The 19,313-nt window shown below is 44.3% G+C and carries 32 protein-coding genes; 29 read left to right on the top strand and 3 right to left on the bottom strand.

What is annotated here, in order from left to right; all coding sequences use genetic code 11:
• Positions 1-2 precede the first annotated feature (2 nt).
• From GOU96_RS12690 to GOU96_RS12595, 19 genes are all read left to right on the top strand, one after another.
• The gene (locus GOU96_RS12690; protein WP_324701974.1) at positions 3-569 is read left to right on the top strand and encodes a hypothetical protein; all 567 of its coding nucleotides are present in this window, start codon (positions 3-5) and stop codon (positions 567-569) included.
• Positions 570-1,093: 524 nt separating this feature from the next.
• Positions 1,094-2,587: a KAP family P-loop NTPase fold protein gene (locus GOU96_RS12685; RefSeq protein ID WP_267782186.1), complete on the top strand. Its 1,494-nt coding sequence runs from the start codon at positions 1,094-1,096 to the stop codon at positions 2,585-2,587.
• A 106-nt stretch (positions 2,588-2,693) separates the two neighbouring features.
• Positions 2,694-2,918: a hypothetical protein gene (locus tag GOU96_RS12680; protein WP_060780504.1), complete on the top strand. Its 225-nt coding sequence runs from the start codon at positions 2,694-2,696 to the stop codon at positions 2,916-2,918.
• A gap of 49 nt (positions 2,919-2,967) precedes the next feature.
• Positions 2,968-3,294 carry a hypothetical protein gene (locus GOU96_RS12675; RefSeq protein WP_119299279.1) on the top strand — a complete coding sequence of 109 codons (327 nt, stop codon included), beginning with the start codon at positions 2,968-2,970 and terminating at the stop codon, positions 3,292-3,294.
• Positions 3,287-3,838, top strand: a complete 552-nt coding sequence (locus GOU96_RS12670) for a hypothetical protein (protein WP_267782190.1) — start codon at positions 3,287-3,289, stop codon at positions 3,836-3,838. The genes GOU96_RS12675 and GOU96_RS12670 overlap by 8 nt, the downstream gene beginning before the upstream one ends.
• Positions 3,825-4,301 carry a hypothetical protein gene (locus tag GOU96_RS12665; RefSeq protein WP_148547629.1) on the top strand — a complete coding sequence of 159 codons (477 nt, stop codon included), beginning with the start codon at positions 3,825-3,827 and terminating at the stop codon, positions 4,299-4,301. The genes GOU96_RS12670 and GOU96_RS12665 overlap by 14 nt, the downstream gene beginning before the upstream one ends.
• A complete protein-coding gene (locus GOU96_RS12660; protein WP_001074398.1) occupies positions 4,264-5,034 on the top strand; it encodes a hypothetical protein in 771 nt (256 codons plus the stop codon). Before GOU96_RS12665 ends, GOU96_RS12660 begins: the two co-directional genes overlap by 38 nt.
• Positions 5,035-5,170: 136 nt before the next feature.
• Positions 5,171-5,299, top strand: a complete 129-nt coding sequence (locus GOU96_RS12655) for a hypothetical protein (RefSeq protein ID WP_000711436.1) — start codon at positions 5,171-5,173, stop codon at positions 5,297-5,299.
• Positions 5,300-5,309: 10 nt separating this feature from the next.
• Positions 5,310-6,146, top strand: coding sequence for a major capsid protein P2 (locus GOU96_RS12650; RefSeq protein WP_000421377.1), 837 nt, complete (start codon positions 5,310-5,312; stop codon positions 6,144-6,146).
• 9 nt (positions 6,147-6,155) lie between these two features.
• The gene (locus GOU96_RS12645; protein WP_000059522.1) at positions 6,156-6,443 is read left to right on the top strand and encodes a hypothetical protein; all 288 of its coding nucleotides are present in this window, start codon (positions 6,156-6,158) and stop codon (positions 6,441-6,443) included.
• The gene (locus GOU96_RS12640; protein ID WP_001146189.1) at positions 6,443-6,577 is read left to right on the top strand and encodes a hypothetical protein; all 135 of its coding nucleotides are present in this window, start codon (positions 6,443-6,445) and stop codon (positions 6,575-6,577) included. Before GOU96_RS12645 ends, GOU96_RS12640 begins: the two co-directional genes overlap by 1 nt.
• A 181-nt stretch (positions 6,578-6,758) precedes the next feature.
• The gene (locus GOU96_RS12630; protein WP_055034535.1) at positions 6,759-7,127 is read left to right on the top strand and encodes a hypothetical protein; all 369 of its coding nucleotides are present in this window, start codon (positions 6,759-6,761) and stop codon (positions 7,125-7,127) included.
• A gap of 4 nt (positions 7,128-7,131) precedes the next feature.
• Complete coding sequence (locus GOU96_RS12625) at positions 7,132-7,617, top strand: hypothetical protein (protein ID WP_017686451.1); 486 nt, start codon at positions 7,132-7,134, stop codon at positions 7,615-7,617.
• The gene (locus GOU96_RS12620) at positions 7,614-8,297 is read left to right on the top strand and encodes a hypothetical protein (protein WP_258497391.1); all 684 of its coding nucleotides are present in this window, start codon (positions 7,614-7,616) and stop codon (positions 8,295-8,297) included. Before GOU96_RS12625 ends, GOU96_RS12620 begins: the two co-directional genes overlap by 4 nt.
• 2 nt (positions 8,298-8,299) lie before the next feature.
• A complete protein-coding gene (locus GOU96_RS12615) occupies positions 8,300-9,115 on the top strand; it encodes a hypothetical protein (protein ID WP_267782202.1) in 816 nt (271 codons plus the stop codon).
• A gap of 74 nt (positions 9,116-9,189) precedes the next feature.
• Positions 9,190-9,573 carry a hypothetical protein gene (locus GOU96_RS12610; RefSeq protein WP_001137195.1) on the top strand — a complete coding sequence of 128 codons (384 nt, stop codon included), beginning with the start codon at positions 9,190-9,192 and terminating at the stop codon, positions 9,571-9,573.
• Entirely contained in the window at positions 9,554-9,937 is a 384-nt protein-coding gene (locus GOU96_RS12605) for a hypothetical protein (RefSeq protein ID WP_267782205.1), read from the top strand. Before GOU96_RS12610 ends, GOU96_RS12605 begins: the two co-directional genes overlap by 20 nt.
• A complete protein-coding gene (locus GOU96_RS12600) occupies positions 9,934-10,341 on the top strand; it encodes a hypothetical protein (protein WP_000579058.1) in 408 nt (135 codons plus the stop codon). Before GOU96_RS12605 ends, GOU96_RS12600 begins: the two co-directional genes overlap by 4 nt.
• A gap of 135 nt (positions 10,342-10,476) precedes the next feature.
• Positions 10,477-10,599, top strand: a complete 123-nt coding sequence (locus GOU96_RS12595) for a hypothetical protein (RefSeq protein ID WP_267782207.1) — start codon at positions 10,477-10,479, stop codon at positions 10,597-10,599.
• A gap of 40 nt (positions 10,600-10,639) precedes the next feature.
• On the opposite strand, the gene GOU96_RS12590 is transcribed toward GOU96_RS12595, so the two are convergent.
• Positions 10,640-11,059 carry a DUF3653 domain-containing protein gene (locus GOU96_RS12590; RefSeq protein WP_017686457.1) on the bottom strand — a complete coding sequence of 140 codons (420 nt, stop codon included), beginning with the start codon at positions 11,057-11,059 and terminating at the stop codon, positions 10,640-10,642.
• A gap of 179 nt (positions 11,060-11,238) precedes the next feature.
• The gene (locus GOU96_RS12585) at positions 11,239-11,595 is read right to left on the bottom strand and encodes a DUF3693 domain-containing protein (RefSeq protein WP_267782210.1); all 357 of its coding nucleotides are present in this window, start codon (positions 11,593-11,595) and stop codon (positions 11,239-11,241) included.
• Between the two features lie 119 nt (positions 11,596-11,714).
• On the opposite strand from GOU96_RS12585, the gene GOU96_RS12580 reads away from it, so the two are divergent.
• The 10 genes from GOU96_RS12580 (at position 11,715) to GOU96_RS12535 (ending at position 18,560) form a co-directional block, all read left to right on the top strand.
• The gene (locus tag GOU96_RS12580; protein WP_000442957.1) at positions 11,715-11,906 is read left to right on the top strand and encodes a hypothetical protein; all 192 of its coding nucleotides are present in this window, start codon (positions 11,715-11,717) and stop codon (positions 11,904-11,906) included.
• Positions 11,903-13,198, top strand: coding sequence for a replication initiation factor domain-containing protein (locus GOU96_RS12575; RefSeq protein WP_000870098.1), 1,296 nt, complete (start codon positions 11,903-11,905; stop codon positions 13,196-13,198). Before GOU96_RS12580 ends, GOU96_RS12575 begins: the two co-directional genes overlap by 4 nt.
• A 6-nt stretch (positions 13,199-13,204) precedes the next feature.
• Complete coding sequence (locus GOU96_RS12570; protein WP_001896626.1) at positions 13,205-13,567, top strand: DUF1293 family protein; 363 nt, start codon at positions 13,205-13,207, stop codon at positions 13,565-13,567.
• A gap of 2 nt (positions 13,568-13,569) precedes the next feature.
• The gene (locus tag GOU96_RS12565; RefSeq protein WP_002043879.1) at positions 13,570-13,800 is read left to right on the top strand and encodes a hypothetical protein; all 231 of its coding nucleotides are present in this window, start codon (positions 13,570-13,572) and stop codon (positions 13,798-13,800) included.
• A gap of 33 nt (positions 13,801-13,833) precedes the next feature.
• Positions 13,834-14,043 (top strand): hypothetical protein, encoded by a 210-nt coding sequence (locus GOU96_RS12560; RefSeq protein ID WP_000672170.1) that lies wholly within the window; start codon positions 13,834-13,836, stop codon positions 14,041-14,043.
• A 132-nt stretch (positions 14,044-14,175) separates the two neighbouring features.
• A complete protein-coding gene (locus tag GOU96_RS12555; protein ID WP_267782213.1) occupies positions 14,176-15,585 on the top strand; it encodes a hypothetical protein in 1,410 nt (469 codons plus the stop codon).
• On the top strand, positions 15,585-15,929 hold the full coding sequence (locus tag GOU96_RS12550) for a DUF2523 family protein (RefSeq protein WP_001160095.1): 345 nt from the start codon (positions 15,585-15,587) through the stop codon (positions 15,927-15,929). The genes GOU96_RS12555 and GOU96_RS12550 overlap by 1 nt, the downstream gene beginning before the upstream one ends.
• 2 nt (positions 15,930-15,931) lie before the next feature.
• Positions 15,932-17,299: a zonular occludens toxin domain-containing protein gene (locus GOU96_RS12545; RefSeq protein WP_267782215.1), complete on the top strand. Its 1,368-nt coding sequence runs from the start codon at positions 15,932-15,934 to the stop codon at positions 17,297-17,299.
• Positions 17,300-17,307: 8 nt separating this feature from the next.
• A complete protein-coding gene (locus tag GOU96_RS12540) occupies positions 17,308-17,493 on the top strand; it encodes a hypothetical protein (protein ID WP_032469415.1) in 186 nt (61 codons plus the stop codon).
• Between the two features lie 545 nt (positions 17,494-18,038).
• Positions 18,039-18,560: a hypothetical protein gene (locus GOU96_RS12535; protein ID WP_267782217.1), complete on the top strand. Its 522-nt coding sequence runs from the start codon at positions 18,039-18,041 to the stop codon at positions 18,558-18,560.
• A gap of 311 nt (positions 18,561-18,871) precedes the next feature.
• Here the strand turns inward: GOU96_RS12535 and GOU96_RS12530 are convergent, their stop codons facing one another.
• Positions 18,872-19,243: a regulator gene (locus tag GOU96_RS12530; RefSeq protein ID WP_229023095.1), complete on the bottom strand. Its 372-nt coding sequence runs from the start codon at positions 19,241-19,243 to the stop codon at positions 18,872-18,874.
• Between the last annotated feature and the right edge of the window lie 70 nt (positions 19,244-19,313).

Here is a 19,313-nt window from a genome sequence, read left to right as displayed (position 1 = left end):
CTTTGGCGGCCTTAAACCGTGCTGTCTTGGAAAAAATAGCTCAATGCCCCTCTAGCTCAGCCGCGTTCCTGACTTCTAACGGTCGCGGTATGCGTCAGTCATTTGTGCAAGACATTACCAAAGTAATGACTGTACTCGTCAATGAAATGTGTCTCCGCTCTGCGAAAATCGGTGTTGCAACCCGTGACGGTTTCGTTTTGCGCTCATGGGGATTCATCGCCAAGCAATGCAATTTACCAGAATGGCGCGTCAAACAGTGCGTGAAATTCATATTTCTCAAAGGTTGGGTAACCTCCAAGCAACCGCGTGAGAGCTATACAGGAGCCGATAACATAGAAAAATGGCGCGGCCTTGCTTCTATCAAGCGCGTGACTGACAAATATTTCAAAGACCTTGGTATTTTTGAGCAGTTCCAGAAAGCCAAGGAAGCCGCCAAAGATTGGCTTAAATTGTATGCGCGTCGCTTAGGTCGACCGATTAAGTATATTCAAACGCCAGTTACCCTACTCCGCCGCCGTCGTAAAGAAGCTGCGGAAAAAGCCCTATCAGACGCACCAATACCCATTTAAAGCCTATTTCCTGCCATGCCCCTTAGTTGGGGCTTTTTTCGTTGCCTGAGCTCACTCTGCGCGTATTTAACGCTCAAATCTTGCTAGAGCTGAGTATAAATATCGGCAATTCACACATTGCTTAACAACTGTAGGCTGTTTTTTATACTGTCTTTCGGGTTTCTGTGGATAACCTTGTGATCCTATGATTTAAACTACTCCTAGTTGATGCACCTAGTTCTCACCCCTATTTCACGGTCGGCATAGTCTTCGACTAGAACGATGTTAGTAATGAAATTAAAGAACTTATTTCCTTATCCCCGATATAACGGGGATAAGTGAAGAATGAGGCGGCCTTTCATGCTCGCTGAAGCGAGCCGCGGCCTTAGCACAGTAACTCCTCAACTTCGTCGATAGACTTCAGTGTGTGGTGTAAATGTTGTGGCCGCTTTATCGCTTCGCGATGATTCTAGCAAGGTAAAGGATGCTATATTGAATGCATTGCACTTGCCTGATATAAAAGAGAAATTTGTGGAGCAGTAACTATGCCAATAAATGAGAGATTCGAGTTTTGGAGAGAGAAGTATTCTTGGGAAGCTTGTAAACTCAATAGTGGTGATTATGGCCGATTTCTCTCTTCTTACTTGCGCAATCAGAAAACGCCATTAGTCTTGAACCTAGATGGAGGATGGGGTACTGGAAAAACGACATTTTTACGACAGTTATACTGTGATTTAACGTATACTCATGAATTTCCTTGTATTTATATTGACGCTTGGGAATCTGATTATTCGAATGACCCATTATTAGTGATCATAAGTGAGTTACTCGAACAACTAAATCGTGTCAATAAACAATTTAAAGCAGCGGATACTGAGAAAAAAATACTCGCTACGCTAGGTAAATTTAGTAAGAAAGCATGGAATACAACTGCAATTGGTATGGGGACTTATGTGTCCGGCCAATCGGGAAACAGTGCTTTTGTTGAATTGGCAAAACAATTTACATTTTCTGACTCTGAAGCAGTAGTTTTCGGCGAGAATTTGAGCAGTTCCTATAAGCAACAAAAAAGCGCTTTGAATGATGCTAGGAAAGCATTAGAAACACTTGTCGAATTCTGTCCAGAAGGGCATAAAAAAGTTTTTGTTCTTATCGATGAACTTGATAGATGCCGACCAAATTATGCAATAGAAATGTTAGAGACAATCAAGCATTTTTTCGAACTAGAAAACTATGTGTTTGTGATTGCAACTGATACAGAACAATTGAGCCATTCAGTCCAAGCTATTTATGGTTTTAATTTTGATGGTAGAGAGTATTTGTCTAGATTCTTCCATCGAACTGCAAAGCTGCCTGAACCTAATCGATACGATTTTTGTAAAAAGATTTCGGAAAATCTTGTAGATAAAAACCTTAAAAATCTATTCTTTATATGTGAGTCTGAACATAAAAATGAAACTATCGCAATGATATTAAATGAGTTAAGCTTTTTCTATAATGTATCTTTAAGAAGATTAGAGCAGGTTTTAAACAAATTTGATTCTATATTTACATTTCTTAGTGACGATAAATCAAATATCTATTTTGATATGCGTTTGTTTTTCTTATTGCTAATAGAGTATGACAGTACGCAATTCAATTGTATATATAAAGAAAGAAAAAGCACTAAGTCATTTGACATGCAAATTCCTGTTTCCATATCAGCAATGAGTAAATTTGATTCGCATATTCCATTGCTTCATGCATTAATAATTTCAAAAGGTATGGTTAAACTTGATAAATATGAAGACATTGCCACTATGTACCATACATCATGGCTTGTTGCCACTCAGACAACTAAAGATAACCATGTTGGAAAAGTTATGGATAATATGAGGTTGTATATAAATAAGAATAGTTTCCGTAGAGATATTAAAAATAACCCATTTCTTGAACTTTATACAAATTGTTTGTTTAAGTTAAGGTCAGAAAACCACTTAGCATGTTTAGCAACACTAGACGATTATTATAAATATGTAGAGTTGGCACAAACAAAGTAACTTATAATCTAAATTTGATTCCTTCAATTAAATGATTAATAATTGCGTTGATGGATTCGTAACCTCTCCGCGGCTTGTTTCTTAAACGTCAGTTAAAGGAATGAGCATGACAACACAACAATACTCGCAGCAATTGGCAAAGGTGGCGCTTTATCGTCAGGCTTTGCCAATTTTCCATCCCTTACCCCCACCTGAGCTATTTAGCTTTGTGCGCATTGCTGGACAGCTTGCCGCTGAACAAAACGCGCTGAATGTGTCTACTCTCTTAACCCTGACTCAAATCGATGCAGCCAATGATCCCATATATTTTGAGCTGCGCGAATTGCCCTGATTGCTTTGAACCATCCAATTAACCTAACTACCGCCGGGAGGCTGGAAACATGGAAAAACTTTCTATTACCGAATGTCAGCGCGATTTAGCGGCGCTTGATGCCGCAGACCAACTCACGCAAAGCATTACCGTTGAGATTGAGCGCTTTAAAAATATGGATATGAAAGACGTGATCGCCAAAGCGACAAAAGCGTTGTTTGGGGGTGACCTGTCGCCTGAATCCTTGGGGTTGCCGTCGAACTTCTTCACACAGTTAGAGCAACTTGCCAAGTTAAACAACGTAGCACGCAGTAAATATCGGGCGCATGTGATGGCCAATCTTGAGCAACTGAACAAGGTTGAAACGGTAGAATGTACCGGGGGTGAGCATGAGTAAGCATCCTAACCCGATACGGGGGCATGTTCGCTGCCCTGTTTGCTCTACTCCGTCTACCGTTCACCGTGTCGGTGAAGGTAAGCTCATCGCTGAGGGGGAACCCACCAAAAATGGGCGTAACCTTGGCTTACATTACTATCGCTGTCCTAACTGCGGTAACAGCGCGATGAGCAAAACCATTGATAGCTACATCGTTGAGCACATGGTGAGTGATGAAAGCCAGTTAACCGCGATGTCAACCGAATTAACCGAAACTGTGCAACCGTTGGAAATCGAGCCTCAACCGGATGTGTTAACCGTTGATTCGGTTGATTCATCGGTTGATGTACTGCTTGCCAATGAAATGCGTGAACCAAGCAATGACGCGGTTGTTAGCGCACTTTCAACCGTTGAGCCAACGGTTAAACCACCAGTCGAGCCCTTGCCCTTTTTCACCGTGAAACGAGCCCTCGCCTTATTGAGTGCATTGATTTTCTTGGTGTGGATGTTGAGCAAGTTACTTCCGAAGAAGCAACCGGAGGCGCAACCGAATGCAAACGTTTGAAAGCGATCAAGAAGTGGGTTTGGGCGGTGCGGCCAATGATGATTGGGGCGATTTTAGTACCGTTATCTCTCAGTTAGAAAGCGATGAAAAGAGCGCTAATGATGATGCGTCATCGGTTGTGGCAGAGCCAGCACAGAGCGTGAGTTCAGAAGCGTTTGAGGGGCTACTCAATGTAGTGTTTACCATTTCTGAGCAGGCAACCTCCATCATATCTGGTATTGATTTCGCATTTGATGAAAAAGGTAAAGCCGAAGTCATTAAGGCGGCAATTCCGGTTATCAATAAACACGGTAGCCAGTTACTCGGCCTCTTTGGAAACTACATCGAAGAGGCAACGTTATTGCTGGCGGTACTGGCCTTGATTTACACCTCAAAACGGCACGTCACTCAGCTTAAAGTGTTGAAAGCTCAACAGGAGGCCGCGAATGGCGAAAAAAGCCAAAACACCGCTCAAGCTGCCTAACCCGGTTAACTCTAACCCGTCACTCGATGCTGAGCACATTATTTATGTCGCGGGAACTGGCGGAGGGAAAACCTCCGCCGTTAAACATATGGGCTTTGTCCCAAAGGGTTCACAAGCGGTGTTTTTCGACCCCTACCGAAACTATGCCGGGCAAAAGTTTCAAGGCCAGCAGTGCCACGGCACAAGCTCTCGCCTTGCCTTTTTAAAATCACTTCTCATGGCACGTAAACGCGGCCAATCATTCAAGCTCGCCTATGTGCCGGAGTTTGGCGCCTGTAGCGATGAGCTAGAGTTTTTTGCGTCCGTGGTTTGGTCATTGGGGAACGGTCATGCACCTAAACTGCATACTGTCATTGAAGAGTTGGCAAGCTGTGTCGAAAGCTCCGGTAAATTACTGGGTAAAGCTGGCGAGTTGTGGCGTGGTGGGCGTCAATTTGGGTTAGTGTGTCACAGTGTTTTCCAAAAAGGCCAAGAGGTACCCAAGACCGTGACAGACCAATCCTCTACATGGTGGATTGGCGCCGTCAACTCGGCGGCGGATGCGAGATATTTGGCAGATAAGAAAGGCTTACACGTCAAAGAGATTGAATCCCTTGTCTCGGCCAAAGTAAACAAAACACGCATCGGCAAACCTATTGCTGAGTACCTACTGGTCAAAGACGGGATCGGCAATGTCGCCAAACTCGCTTTTAACTGTCAAACCGGGCAAGCCGTACCGCTTAACTACCGTTAAACTGGTGAGAGCTTGCTCACAATTCAACCTATAGGTTAACCGCTCAACCTATAGGTTATTCCTCATTCCCTCCTTTGTTTTTATCGCTTTTCATAACCGGGCAATTTGTTTTATTTCACTCGATGAAAGGCTAACTATGAAGAAAGAACATAAAACCATGCTGTTAACGGTTGTCGTTGCCTTGGTGATTATCGCAATCATCAACAACGTCGAACCGCTTGAGAAGCTGAAAAAGCAACTCAACGGCGACACTGGCTGGTTCTAAGGGGGCGATGATGGAATTACTAGAAACGTTGTTCAATCCGCGCCCTAAAGAGCTTGATCCTGTAGAGGGCGTTGCATGGGGAAACCAAGCAACGCTGCGTCTTGTTTCGGGCCCGACTTACCAGAATATTGAGCTGGTGACCAATATCACTGACCCGTCAGATATTGAACGTGTGCGCATTACGCATAACGGTAAAGAGATCGTTTCCTTGTCTGGTCAGGATATTGTTGATTTGCGCGAGCACCGCAAAAAGTACGTGCAACCGGGGCGCTATGTGATCGCTTTTAGTGATCTGCTGATGCGAACCAAAATGGGCGTGCGCCAAGGTGAGCTAGTCACCCTAACCGGAGAAATCTGGTTTGTTTACATCCAACTCAAAGCGAAATCGGGCGTTGCTGCGCCAAGTATTCGTGCTCGCGCTCAAATCACCGAAGCACAATCTCAGCGTGTGTTTATGCCTCGTATTTACTCGCTGACTTGGTTTGCGAGCGCCGAAGGCCGTACCCCGTTTGATTGGGCGGAGCGTTCCCCATATCTACACCTCAAGCGCATTCACTTCAAAGATGACTCGATCACTCGCATCCGTGTATTACGTGATGATCGTGAAGAAATGAACGTGAACAAGGCCGATAACGCCTTTGATTTGGCGGATGCGGAGCTAGAGCAAAACGTGGGTTGGTTCTCGCTCGACTTCGTGCGTACTGGCTTTGGTGCAGAAGGCAAACTCAGCACCTACGCTACACGTTCACTGCAATTTGAAGTGGAAAAAACCGCACCGGGTAGCGTGCCTGTGATTGTGGAAGCTATCGAGCAAGTCGCTATTCCTCAAACGCAACCCAAAAAATAAGGGGGCGCTATGAGTTTGAGCTGGTTAGAACAACTCACGGACAGTGGCGGCGAGCTTCTTAACGCTGTGACAGGCGCAGGAAGCACATGGTTAAACGGTTTGGCAGAGTTCGATATTACAAAGAAAAAAAGTGATCTCGATGCTGCACGACAAAACCAAGTCGAGGGGCAGACTGCCGACGGTCAGCCCTTGGGTGGACAGTATTATCTACCCTCATCCGGTCACTGGATGGCGCTAGGTGGTTTGTTTCTGGCCTTTCTGCTTGTCGTGTTTTTAATAACGCAGAGAAAACGCTGATGCCCTATTTCATAGCGGCGGCGTTTATTGGTGGCGGTTATGTCGGTTTCAAGTTGTCGGGCAGTACAGACAAGTTGATCACCTTACTGATTATCGCCGCCATTCTCTACCTGATAAGTAAGAGGTTGAAATGATCCCAAATATTACTAACTCAGGAACGATGCCCATATCTGGCGGTCATGCTGGTCACTCTTCAGCGAGCAGTACAAACAAAAGCGGTCAGCAAGTTGGCTCAATCAATATGGGGAGTGGTGTCAGTCCTTGGTTAATTGCGCTCGTTATCCTTGTTTTGGCTTACCTGATGTTGAGAAAGAAATGATTCAGTTAGCAGACAAATCAAAAGCGTTGGGACGGTTAGAGATTGCGTTTCGTGCTTGTCCTGATGATTTCGATGCGCTGAAACGTTCCGTACAAGCTGGCCTTGTCAGCTTGTACGACATTCGCGGTGATGGGTATGACGTCACGCTCGCCGGGGAAGTCGTCGGAGACTCTTATTTTTTGTGGGCAGTTTCAGGAACAGGCGTTATCAGAGCAATCCATGAGCTTTGCCCCATTGTGAAGAAAGCCGGATTAACCAGCATTAGCGCCGCAACCTATTTCCCCTCCTTGGCTCGTTTAGTCCGTCGATTGAATACCCAAGAGCAACAGGAAGGCGAAGTAACGTTAATGACAATGAGAGTTTAATTGTATGGGTGGTAAATCCAATTCAAGTAATGCCACAACGTCGACGAACGTCAGCGGCCAAAATGCGATTGATGGTGACAACCTCGGCACCGCAATCAGTGGTGTGAACAATTCAACACTGCATGTGACCGCAACCGACCACGGCGCAGTCAATAAAGCCCTTGCCTTGGGTGGTGAGCTAATCAACGAAACAGGCAGCATGTTTGAAAATGCGCTCAAGTTCGCCGGGGGCGTCAATAAAGACTCTCTCACTTTTGCCGAAAGTGCGCTTGAAGATATTGCATCGAGCAACAGCGAAAATCTGCAAATGCTGGCCGGATTATCAGGAGGCCAAGCAAAGCAAAATGCTGAGAACTTAAACGCAATTATGGACTTGGCGAAATTTAAACAAGACAACGGCGCAAGCGAAAACAAGCAACAGCAAATCATTCTTTTGGTTGTGATCGTGATTGTGCTTGGTTTGGTCGCAATGATGGCGGTGAAACGATGAAAATCAGTTTACAAGCGTATCAACCCCTGCCCGTTTTGATTTCTGGTCAGTGGGTACACTTAGAAGCCGCAGAGCAAGCGGTGATATTGGAAAGCTCAAACGGTGACCGTGTAACGATGCGAAAAAACGCGGTCATAAAATCTGAGCAAATCATTGGCCGCGTCTTGGTTCACTCAGAGATTGATCAAGAAATTAGCTTAGAGTTTGGGTATGGCGACTATACGCCCCCTCAAGTGATTGACGGTCAAACGGTTGTGGTATCGCAATTGCCCGCCGTTGAATTCGCACCAGACCAAAGCGTGGCGGTAACTCAGTTACCTGCCGTTAAGTTTGCGCCAGACCAAAACGTTGCAGTGTCACAACTACCAGCGGTTGAGCTTGCTGAAAACCAAAGCCTTGCGGTAACGCAACTCCCTGCCCTTGAGCTGAAACCTGACCAAGTGATCAAACTCAAAGTCAGTGAACAACTCACCGCGCGTGAATCAGTGATGCCCTTTTCTATTGCTGCGAATGCTGAGCGTTGCGGCATCACTCTCAAAGCGAAAGCGGCCAACACTGCGGATATTTTAATTAACGGAGCCTATCCACTGAGTGCCGGTGAATCGCTGGAGCTGAAAACGCGTGCAGCCATTGAATTAACAGGCGCTATAACGGATAGCGTAGCAATTTTGGAGTGGTAACCATGAGCCAGAATGAAATCAAACTCCCGACAGGTAGTGATCGTAACAAAATCGAAGCGTTGGCCGAGCAAATTCAACAAGCTAGCAGCGTTGTTAACCAGCTGCAAATTGAGATTGAAGCATTAGGTCAATCACAGGGGAACGGAGAACTGACGCCGTGTTATCGGTTTACTGAGGAATCAGATTATTTTCGATTTTCAGGGGATATGACGGGAGAGCAAGGCTGGCAACTGCGCACGCGCTCATTTGTTGAACTAACGTTTATGGCGCCAAAACCCGACGAACCAATGCACCAAAACGAAACCGCGTTACTTTCATCGGATGGATTTCTTTTGTATGTCATCGGCGAAAGTGGAACCCCTCTGAACTCTGACACATTCGCGCAAAATGGGCTATCAAATCCGGTTGCTGGGATGTTGTGGGTAGACCGCCGAGCACGAAAAGGCGGATTAGATGGGGCGATTCAAGATCACCAAGTATCGCTATTTCTTGACGGCGTAGAGTTTGATAAGTCGGTCATGGTTCCGCGTGATGGGAAAAAACACACAATCCGAGCGAATTTTATTGGCGTTCCGAAACTCTACGGTGAAACCTTTGATCAAAATTTTTCTGCACTGGAATACATCCAGCTTTATAAAGGCGCCGCATTAGTTTCGTTTTTAGCAACTACAGATTCGGGATTACTTGACATTAAATTCAACCATCCAGCCAAAGACCACTACAGCGCAATAAAGTTAGCGGGAACGGGTATTGAAGCAAAAATGAAACGAGCTGGTTTTTTGAATAACTTCAGCTCTGAAAAATTTGTGAAGTTGTAACTATGCCGTCATTACGTTTTGTGATCATCGGAGTAGCCGCGGTGCTACTCCTCATAACTAAAGGAGATTCTCTCATGCCGCGAGGTATCAGAAACAAAAATCCGGGTAATATCGAAGACAACGGCACTGCATGGCGTGGCCGTATGGGTAATGATGGACGTTTTATCATCTTCGATACGCCCGAAAATGGCATTCGCGCAATTGCTCGAATCCTCAACACGTATCAATCTAAGTATGGCATTAATACGCTACACGGGATTATTCATCGTTGGGCGCCCTCACACGAGAACAATACCGAAGCCTACATTCAGCACGCAGAGAAAGAGCTGAAAATATCCCGTCATACCCCGATTGGCTATCAGCATCTTGAACCGTTAATCAAAGTGATCATCAAGCACGAAAACGGATTTCAGCCATACAGTGACAAGGTGATCCGCAATGGTATTGCAGCGGCTTAATCAGCAATTGCTATTCGCGGTATTGCTAGTGCTGGCAGGTCTGGCACTAGCTCGCCTGTTTAGCCAGCGTTTTTCCGATGCGGTAGACAGTTCACTTGATGTGGTGACCTCACCATTAGGTGAGTTACTGAGTGATATTACCGCGGAAATTAACGGGCATATTCCTGTAGAGCTTCAACCGCTTGTGATCCAAGAGCGATATATCAACCCGAGCGACTACACGCTAAAGCCAGAAGCGGCGGTACTGTGGGAAATCGGAGTCTATCAGCCGTTACTTTATAAACTCTTTGGCGGTATAGGCCGCCCCATGAAAACCCAATACCGTCACCTGATTGGTGAACCTATAACGGAGAGCATTCTATGATAGGTGGAATTCTCACGCTGTTAACCAGTGGCCTTGAGGCTTACAAACAGCACAAACAAAACAAAGCGAACGCGCTCAAACGTCAAGATGAGTTTGAGCAAGAGAAGCACAACAAGAATTTAGAACGGTTGCAAGCTGGCGATGTTCAAGCAACCAATCTTGATGAACTCAGCATCAAGACGCGTGGTTGGAAAGATGAATTCTTGTTTATCTTTTTTATCCCGATTGTGATGTGTTTTATTCCAGGATATGCGCAATACGTACACCAGGGCTTTGCTAGCCTGAAAGAAATACCGGAGCCGTACTGGTGGGTAATTGGTGCAATTGTGGTTGATACCTTGGGAATGCGCTCGATGATGCGTTACTTACTCGAATATTTCTCAAGCAAAATCAGGGGTAAATGATGGATTTCGGAATACTCACAGGGTGGACAATCACACCTGATACATTGATTAGCCTATGGGTAGCTATCTCACTGACTAAAGTGACTAATGCTCATAATTTACGTATTACGATTCTTGAACAAGAGAGAAAGAAAGATGGCAACTAAAAAGCAAGCACTCAAATCTGACGGCACACTGAAAAAGGGTTATCGTTGGAGTAAAGGTGGCCGAATTATTGAAGCCAAAAAGCCAGCGACTAAACGTAAAACGCGTCGTTAAGCGCCCCACGCTGCCAAGAAAAGCCCCAATTGGGGCTTTTCTATTTAGGACGGATCATTGCCCTATTTTTGAATTTGCCGAAATAACGAGCATTTCTATTGTGTGTTTTTTTTCGACGGAAATGGTACACGTTGGAATAGCCATCAACCTTAATATCTAGTCCCATAAGATCATAGGCATTCAATGCGCGGCCTTCTGGTGTATAGAGAATGTCACCCCTGATTTTAAAATCTCGCCAAGCCTTAGAGACTGGCAAATAACCACGGTGTTTGATGAGTAACAACCTCACAACGGCTAACGGCCAATTGCGTTTTTTCTTCCAGTTTTTAACGGTTTGCGCAGTGACACCAAAATATTCTGCTGCCTCTGCTTCCGAATCAAAATGCCAAAGTAACAAATCTTGTATTTGGTTAATGTGTAGGCCGAAGTTGTAAAGTTCATCTCTTACTTTTCTAGTCATGTGATCTCTGTCTCATTCTTGTAAACGAAACAAAAATCATATTTTTGGGAAACATATGAGACAACAAGCATTAAGCACCTATTTATATATAAATTGGTAAATTGCGATTCACTTAATATGTTGTCTATCGAGAACTAATTACAAGCTCATGATCTATATGGGTATTTTACATAAAGAGATCATAATATGCACTGAGGTAACAGTTCGTTAACCTGACTCATTGACACCGCTAGACCACCGCAAAGCATTGATATTGTTCTTAATCCTAGCCCGTTCTGCTTTTTTGCAATGCTTTCCCACAGCGCTTTGATGCGTGGGTTTTTATTTCGGTCTGCGTGACATCCTAACAGTGCTATCTCAGGATCAATTCCTGCTGACTCTGCCAGAAAAACTGCTTCATCATCAGATATATAGCGAGTGCCTTTGCGCATTTCGCTGATTCTTGATGGGTTCACATTCAAATCGTGTGCGATTTGCTTGTCTTGTATGTAGTTTTGCGCCTTTTTGTACGCATCTAACAGCTTGCCTTGATACATAAATGACCCTCCTTTTTTACCAATCTTAGCCTATTGATTGCGCTTTTTCGCATCTGGCAATTGCGAAAATCCGCATCTATGATTGCGGAAATTCGCATTTGCACGGCATTGGTCAACGTATGGAACGTGTCTATTACGACTTACTCCCTGATGGTTCAGTTTCTGTCTATCTCTTCGGAGCTTGGGACACGTTCCGCACTTACCGTGCTTTGGTTTCTTATCTTCAATCTGAGTGTATCGAGTACGAATTGATTGATATTACCGAAACAACTCTGGCTGAACGTTTGGTCTTGATGGGAATGCAGTTATGAAAGTTTACGCTTGCTTAGACTGTGGCAGTTCTTACGACACGCATCTTGAATGCTGCTGTCCAGAGTGTGGCTCTGGCATCATCAACCAATACTGCATCTCTCCTAAAAAACCGTTTGAATCGACCAAACCTCATCACTTGTCGAATCAATCTTACAAATACCGTAGCGACCGCAAAGCTACGGGCTTGGCTATGGAATGGATTAACCATACTCCGGCTGAATACACCTTCATTGATGATTACGAGCAATCGCCCGTCATTATTGATTACTTGTGTTTCACTGTCTCATTGAAAGACTTTAGACACTGTAAAAAAGAGTCGCCTTATTCGGGCTTCTTCTTCCCAACGGAGCCTAAATTCGACAGTTTTGTGGCGAAGTCCTTTGACGATATTGAAGCTTACAACAAGTATTACCGCGCTATGTACATGGATTACTTACAAGAAACGGTTCGCCGTTTCATCCAGTACGTTCTTGGTTTCAACTATGGTGCGATTCGTGGCAAAGGCTTTCAGTTCTACGAAGACTCTTTCATTCTCACCAGTGCTTATGGTGATGATTTCTGCGGTCAAGTTGGGTTTGGCGGTAATAACGACACGATCCATTTCCAGATTAACGGCCATGGCTGCAAACATCTTTTCGCTAACCGCTCTTGTGCTTTTGTCCATCACTGGTTGCGTGTGGTGTTGGGTGTTCAGTATCTCACTCGTGTGGATTTGGCCTTTGATGACTACGACAACTTGCACACTTGCGAAGCGGCCGAACGTGCTTGCATCGCAGGTGGGTTTAAGCGTTCCCGTGGTTTCAGTCCTAAAGTCAAAATCTGTGATGAATATTCGTATGACGCTGACGGTAATAAAGTTTTTACCCGTGAAGAACGTAATTTCGGCTCTCGTCAGTCTCGCGTTTATTGGCGTGTCTACAACAAGAAACTTGAGCAAAACATCCAATCTGAGGATTTCCATTGGTATCGGTCAGAAGTCGAGCTCAAAAAGTGGGACGTTGACGTCCTACTCAATCCCCTAGCCGCTTTTGTTGGGATTAATCCTTATGCGGCCTCGTTAATCAGTGAGGAAGTCACGCCGATGGTAACTAAAACCAAAGGCAAAAAGCGCGCTGCTTGTGACCTACTTTCGGCAACGTACTGGGCTAAACGCCAGTATGGCCGCCTTGTGAATTCCCTTTTGAATTATTACGACAATGACTTTGAAAAAGTCGTGTCATCACTGGCACGTGACGGGACGGTCTTCGCGTTCCCGTCCATGCACCAAAAACTAGTCAACGCTTTGGAGTAAAAAACTATGGCACGTTCTCGCGTCTTTGTTCTGGGTATCAACTTCGTTTGGAATCAAATGCAAGGTGATCATGCAATCCTTAACCTCTCTCGTCCACTTCGTGAAGTGAACGCTGAAAAGTACAAACGCCGTACTTTGGGTGAATGTGGTGAAGTGAATCCACAGTACGACCAGTATTTACACATTGACCGCAAGTATGCGGAAAAGCTCGAAAAGTCAGGGGCTTTTGTGGGTCGCCGTGAGTATGACGTTGAAGTAGCACTTAATCCCCTTGACCCGTTAGCGGGTTCGATTGTTGTGGATATGGTGCCCGTTGACCCTGAAGTCAAAAAGCATTTTGAAGCCTCACTTGGCAAAGTGAGTGCGTAAAAATGAGTAATTGCGTAATTGCTTACAACGGTTATTTGATGCTTGCGCCTCAAGGCTTTGACTGCACTTACGTGATTCTCACCCCCTCGGAGCTAGACGACATTAAAAATGTTTCGTTTGGCTCTTTAACCATCGACTCACAACTTTACTCTGATTTGACGGCGTATCTTCTACTGTCATTTTTTGGTGGTCATGTTTTGGGTCGATTAGTAAAAACCATGGGGCGTCGATAGCCCTAAATCCTTAAATCAGTTGGAGAAATTCCTATGAAATTTCGTAACATGGCTAAAAAATTCGGTGTTGTGGTAGCAACTTCTGTCCCTGCTTCTTTCGCTTTTGCGGATGATCCTATTACCGAACAACTCAAGGGCGCGATTGCGTCCGGTCAAGCGAATTACACCATGGTGGTGATTGGTGTCATTGGTCTTGCCGCTATCGCCTTCGGCCTTGGTCGTATCCTTGGCATCTTGAAGTAATCGTTATGGTTGCTTTTGTCTCCGATGCTCTAACCGTTGTGGTGGCTGTGGCTTATTTCATGGCCTTTGCATACGGCTTTTACACCGGAGTGAACGCCTCCTAAATGGGGGCGTTTCCTCTTAGGGGGCTTTATGCTGCGCACTCTTACACTAACTAACCTTGCACTACTACTGTTCCTTACCCTTTTTCTCTTACTCCTTCCGCCCAAGGCCAACGCTGAGATTGAATGCCAAATTGGGATCTCTTCCGGCTCGGTGAGTTGGTCAGGTGAAATCCTTGGCGATAAGCCTTACACCTGCGCCCGAACTTGTCGTTATAACTTGGCAACAGTCGCTGTTTGCTTTGTGAATAATGGCACTTGTCATGGTGAATTCGTTTCTAATGGTAAACATTGCTTGTTGGCCAACGGCCAAATTGATCCAAGCGATGGTTTGCGCTTTGGTGGTAATACCGTTATTCGTGACCCAAGCGCTGACCCACAAAAACCTTGGGATCCTAATGCTCCCTCTTCTATGCCTGCAAAAGTTATGAATGTTATTCGTGGTATGCCTAGAGATACCACTAGTGGTATCCAACAAGCTCAGGCTTTTAAAGATATTGCGCACATTGAGGGCATGGGTGTTATGACCCTTGACGAGCTTCTAATTAAAAATTCTCAGCTCCTTGATATAAACAAGGGCTATTCAAGTTTAATGTCAACCATGTCAGGACAGCTTTATTCTATCCGCAACTTATCGGACTATATCGAAAAGAACACTTCACAAAGTGCCGCATATTCCCAAATGTCTGCTAATACCCTTGGCAACATACTCAATAAATTAAGTGATTCAGGCTCTGGTGGCGGCTCTGGTCTTCCTGATTCGCAATTCAATTCTCTCATGACTTCTATGTCTACCACTCGCAGCATGATTAGTTCTAACGCTAATAACATTGTGAGCGCCGTTCGTGATGTTCGTGAAGCGGTTCGGCCTGTCGAGTTCGGTATTAATCAACTCAATTCTAATGTTTCTCAACTAACTGAAAATGTTGGAATGATGGCTGAAGGATTACGTAATCAAATGATGGAGGACACAGACAAAATCGTCTCTGCCCTCAACTCTGGTGGCTCTGGTAACGGTGATTTATCCGGTGTTCAGTCTGGTATTTATTCCATCAAAACAGGCATTGATAACTTAAATGGTTTACTCAGTGGTAACGGATTGTCTAAGCCAGGCATTGGCTCTGGTGTCGATTTCGGGGAGCTTCCTCTCTATGGTGAGGATGCTATCACCAAGCTCAATACGGAAATTACCGATTTACAGAAACAATACTCAGAAAAGACAAAGGAGTTTAAAAAGCTCTTTTCCTTCGACATTACCAAGCTAGAAAGCGGTCAATACAAAGACCATTCTTTAACGTTTAAATTCGCTAACGGTGCCACGACTAAATTCACGTCTGGGGTCTTCCCTGCTTTGGTTGACAACGCCGCCTTGATTTCATCCGTCATCTTATTTTTGGCTGCTTTTGCAGGTATCAAGACCATCATGGGGGAGCGTGAGTAATGCAATTTTTATTAGATTTGCTTGGCGCGATTGCCAATGCAGGTGACACGGTCACTGAATTTTTCAAGTCTATCCCTGATTACTTCGGTCAGCTCGTCGTTTGGGGCAATGCTTGGTATGTCAAACTTAAGTTTCTTTGGCTTATTTACTCGCTTGAGCTTGCCTATAAAACGGCGGAGTACCTTCTCAATGACATTGGCTTTAACGATATGTTAGCCAGTTTCTTTAATGCCCTACCGGATGAAATCCGTTATTACGCTTTCATTTTCAAAATCCCTCAAGCTATTGGGATTTACTTCAACTGTCTTGCTACTGCGTTTGTTTGGAAAATTACGAGGTTCTAACCATGGCTATTTTTATTCGGACGGGAGCCAACGGGTCGTACAAGTCTGCTTATGTGGCCTACTTTGTCATTTTAGAAGCGTTAAAAGCAGGTCGCGTGGTTGTCACCAATATGCAGGGGTTTGAAACGCTCGATGTTATCGAAAAGCGTTTTGATATTACGTTCCCCTCCACTACTCGCCTTATCCGTATCTTCAGCCGTGATAAGAATGGGATTGAGCTTTGGCAGCATTTCTTTTGTTGGTGCCCGATTGGTGCGCTCATCGTGATTGATGAGTGCCAAGATATTTTCTCTAAGAACATCGGCTTTCGTATGGAGAAAGTTTTCTATCGTCCGTTGTCCGATTTTCTCCCTATGTTGCCGCCTGACTATGAGAGCTTTTTTAATTCTCGCTATCTCCCTGCGGATATGTCCAAGCTGCAAGCTTGTGAGATGGACGACAGGGGGATAGCCGAATATGACGAAACTGGCCGGATCATTTATCCCTTATCTTTTAATGAGGGGTTCATGCGTCACCGCCATTACAACTGGGATATTCACTTGCTTTCGCCTGATTGGGGGCAAATTGATTCGGCTATCCGTGCTTGCGCGGAAGAATGCTATTTCCATAAAGGCCGTGACGCCTACTTTTTTGCTCGAAGAAAGCCCCTGATTTACCGTCACCCGAAAAACGTTGCCACATTGGTTATCCCAAAAGGAAAAGATCCCAACGTCTTTCCTCAAAAAATCCCTCTCGATGCTCACTTGCTCTATAAGTCCACATCAACAGGGCAAGCGAATCAATCAGGTGCAATCAATATGCTGCTAAAGAATCCCACCATCGTGGGGTCTTTGCTGCTTGGTATACTTTCAATTGGGTATTTTATCTATGCGTTTTCCGGTCTGGTTTTTGGTTCTTCTAAGACGGTGGCGGACACGTCCGCGCAAACGTCTAACACTTCCGTTTCTCAGTCGCCCGATAGCGTTCCTCAAACGGGTGGGCAAAATGCTCCTGCTTTATCTACTGGTGGGGACGGCCATCAAGCTAGCTCTGTTTCCCCTGCTCCATCTCATCGGATTGATACCATAAAGCAAATGCTTGGTCTTTATGACTTACAGACCCTCTATTACACCGGACACACCACACGACAATCCCAAACTAAGGGCTTTCAGTTCTTTGTCACACTGGAGGCCAAAACACCGGAGGGAACCTATTACCTAGACGATGCATTCTTGAGGGCAAACGACATTGCTTATGTGCATTACGATGACTGTCTACTCAAGCTCACGAAAGAAAACATCACTATCAACGTAACCTGCAAGCCGATACTGCGCGAGGCGGTGCCTGACGCGAGTCAGCCGCCGCAAGTAAAGTTAGGCGCGCTCTTTTAGGTGATCATATGGAACAAATCGTTATTACTGTCGACCAGTTCGCCACATTCATGGAAGCGGCCTTTTTTTCAAACGTGCTCGCGGTCTTTCTGGCGCTATTGCTCTATGACCTATTGACCTGCTTTCTGGTGTCGTTCTTCACGCGCATGCGAAAGCGAATGAACAACATATCCACAGAATCTGTAGATAACTAGGCCGCTTATGCGGCCTTTTTAATGTTTAAAAAATGGTTTAATCAGATTGAAGCCGCTCGGCGCAGTCATCAACTCTGTTGATGCGAGCAAGCGGAATTTCTGCAATATCAATTGGGACAATGGTCGCTTTCGGCTTATGGGTTGGGATAACTGGCGCTTAGCGCGCGCACAAGGAGTGGACTACGACGCGGAGCAGCGCAAAGCGCCCGAACCCCCGTACTTGTACTACGGGGGTACTTTCCCCCATCCACCTTAGCCTCTGGGGTCACTGCTCTTAAAAAACTATCTCGCGCCCTAGTGCGCGACACGGAGCGGAGCGACTCTTTTTCCTTAACTTGCAGCCAAGAAAAGCCGCCTAAGTTGGCGGCCATTCATTGCAAACAAAGGTGTCTTTCATCTTGAATCTATCGTTCATCGCAAACACTAAACGACAGACTTGCGGCACTCAATGCTCTTCTGTATAAAACGCGATAAATATGCACCTAGTTTTTCTATTTGCATGATTGAATGAAAATTCGATTTATTATAAACATTGGAGATTTCGCATGAATCGATATGAAGAAATGCGTTGGGTTTTAGTTGACCAAATTGTAGACCTTGCAGTTTCAACTCAACTTTATGTAGACACCATAAATAAACAAGACTTTTCTAAAGAGAACGTTAAACATAGTGCCATGATTCGTATGGCCTTAAGTTATACAGTGTTAAATTTAGCAAAATTATGGGAATGTCTAGATCATTATGGAAAAGAGATTAACTTATTGCCAGAGCCTTTAAGAACCAATTGTATCAGTTTGCGCTCTAAATTAGAGTCTATGAAGGTCTTTCAATTCAGAAGTAAATATATCGCACATTTAATAGACAAAGATACAAGTAAGCCACTAAGTTTAAGGGATGGACAAAAATATCTCTCAAATATTACTGGAAATAATCTAGATGACTTATCTGTTTTCTTTGATTGGATTTGCCCACCTAAGGGGCATTCATTAGATAATACAGTTATTGGTACTGTAACTAATCTGAGAGATCATTGTAATGAACTTTGTTCAAGTGATAGCCGAATTTAGAAAAGTATATTATATCGCGATTTTAATTTTATTAGTCCAATAGGTTTATTAATTGTCAATCAATGAAAATTTTACAAACACCAAATTTGATATTTTGAACCTGCCGAAGCATTAACAATTCAAGATTTAAAAGATATATTAATTTAATGATATTTCAAATCGAACAATGGACACTTGAAGGCGTATATCTTGATCCAATTAAAGGCTATAGGAAAAAGTATCTGCAGAATTATTTAGTAAGCTAGAAAAAGATTCTATTTCTAATCAGAAATTTGAATAAATAGTTCATTTTAACTTTTAAAAAGAGGGGCTTATAGCCCCTTAATTCTTACCATTGCTCTGGCGTATTTTAGAAGTTTAGAACGAGCTAGATCATGTTCTGGTGCTTCAATCTGCATGATTGCTATTGCAAATAAGATTTGCTGAGGCGCTACCCTGTCACCTGTTGGTAGGATTAGTCGACCACCCTCCATACGAAAGCCCCACCACTCATCACCGTAATAGAGTTCTTTCCTGCTGTGCCATCTCATAAGCCTTTTACAGATTGGTGGTATCTTTTCTCCCTCATCCCACCGCTTGACCTCGCTCACAGTTTTAAAACAAAGTTTCGCGGCTTCTTCGATGCTTAATCCGCATTCAAATTCACGAAAAACAAAGTTTTTTGTCATTTCTTTTCGATTCACTGTTAAAACTCCCAAAATCGGGAGTTTTATAAGCAATTGAAATAACTGCAACTTTTACCATAACGGCACA

It is taken from the genome of Vibrio sp. R-1 (genome assembly GCF_035615595.1).
Classification (GTDB): domain Bacteria; phylum Pseudomonadota; class Gammaproteobacteria; order Enterobacterales; family Vibrionaceae; genus Vibrio; species Vibrio cholerae.
Note: the sequence above shows the minus strand (reverse complement) of the source record. Positions and strands in the feature narration are given on the sequence as shown.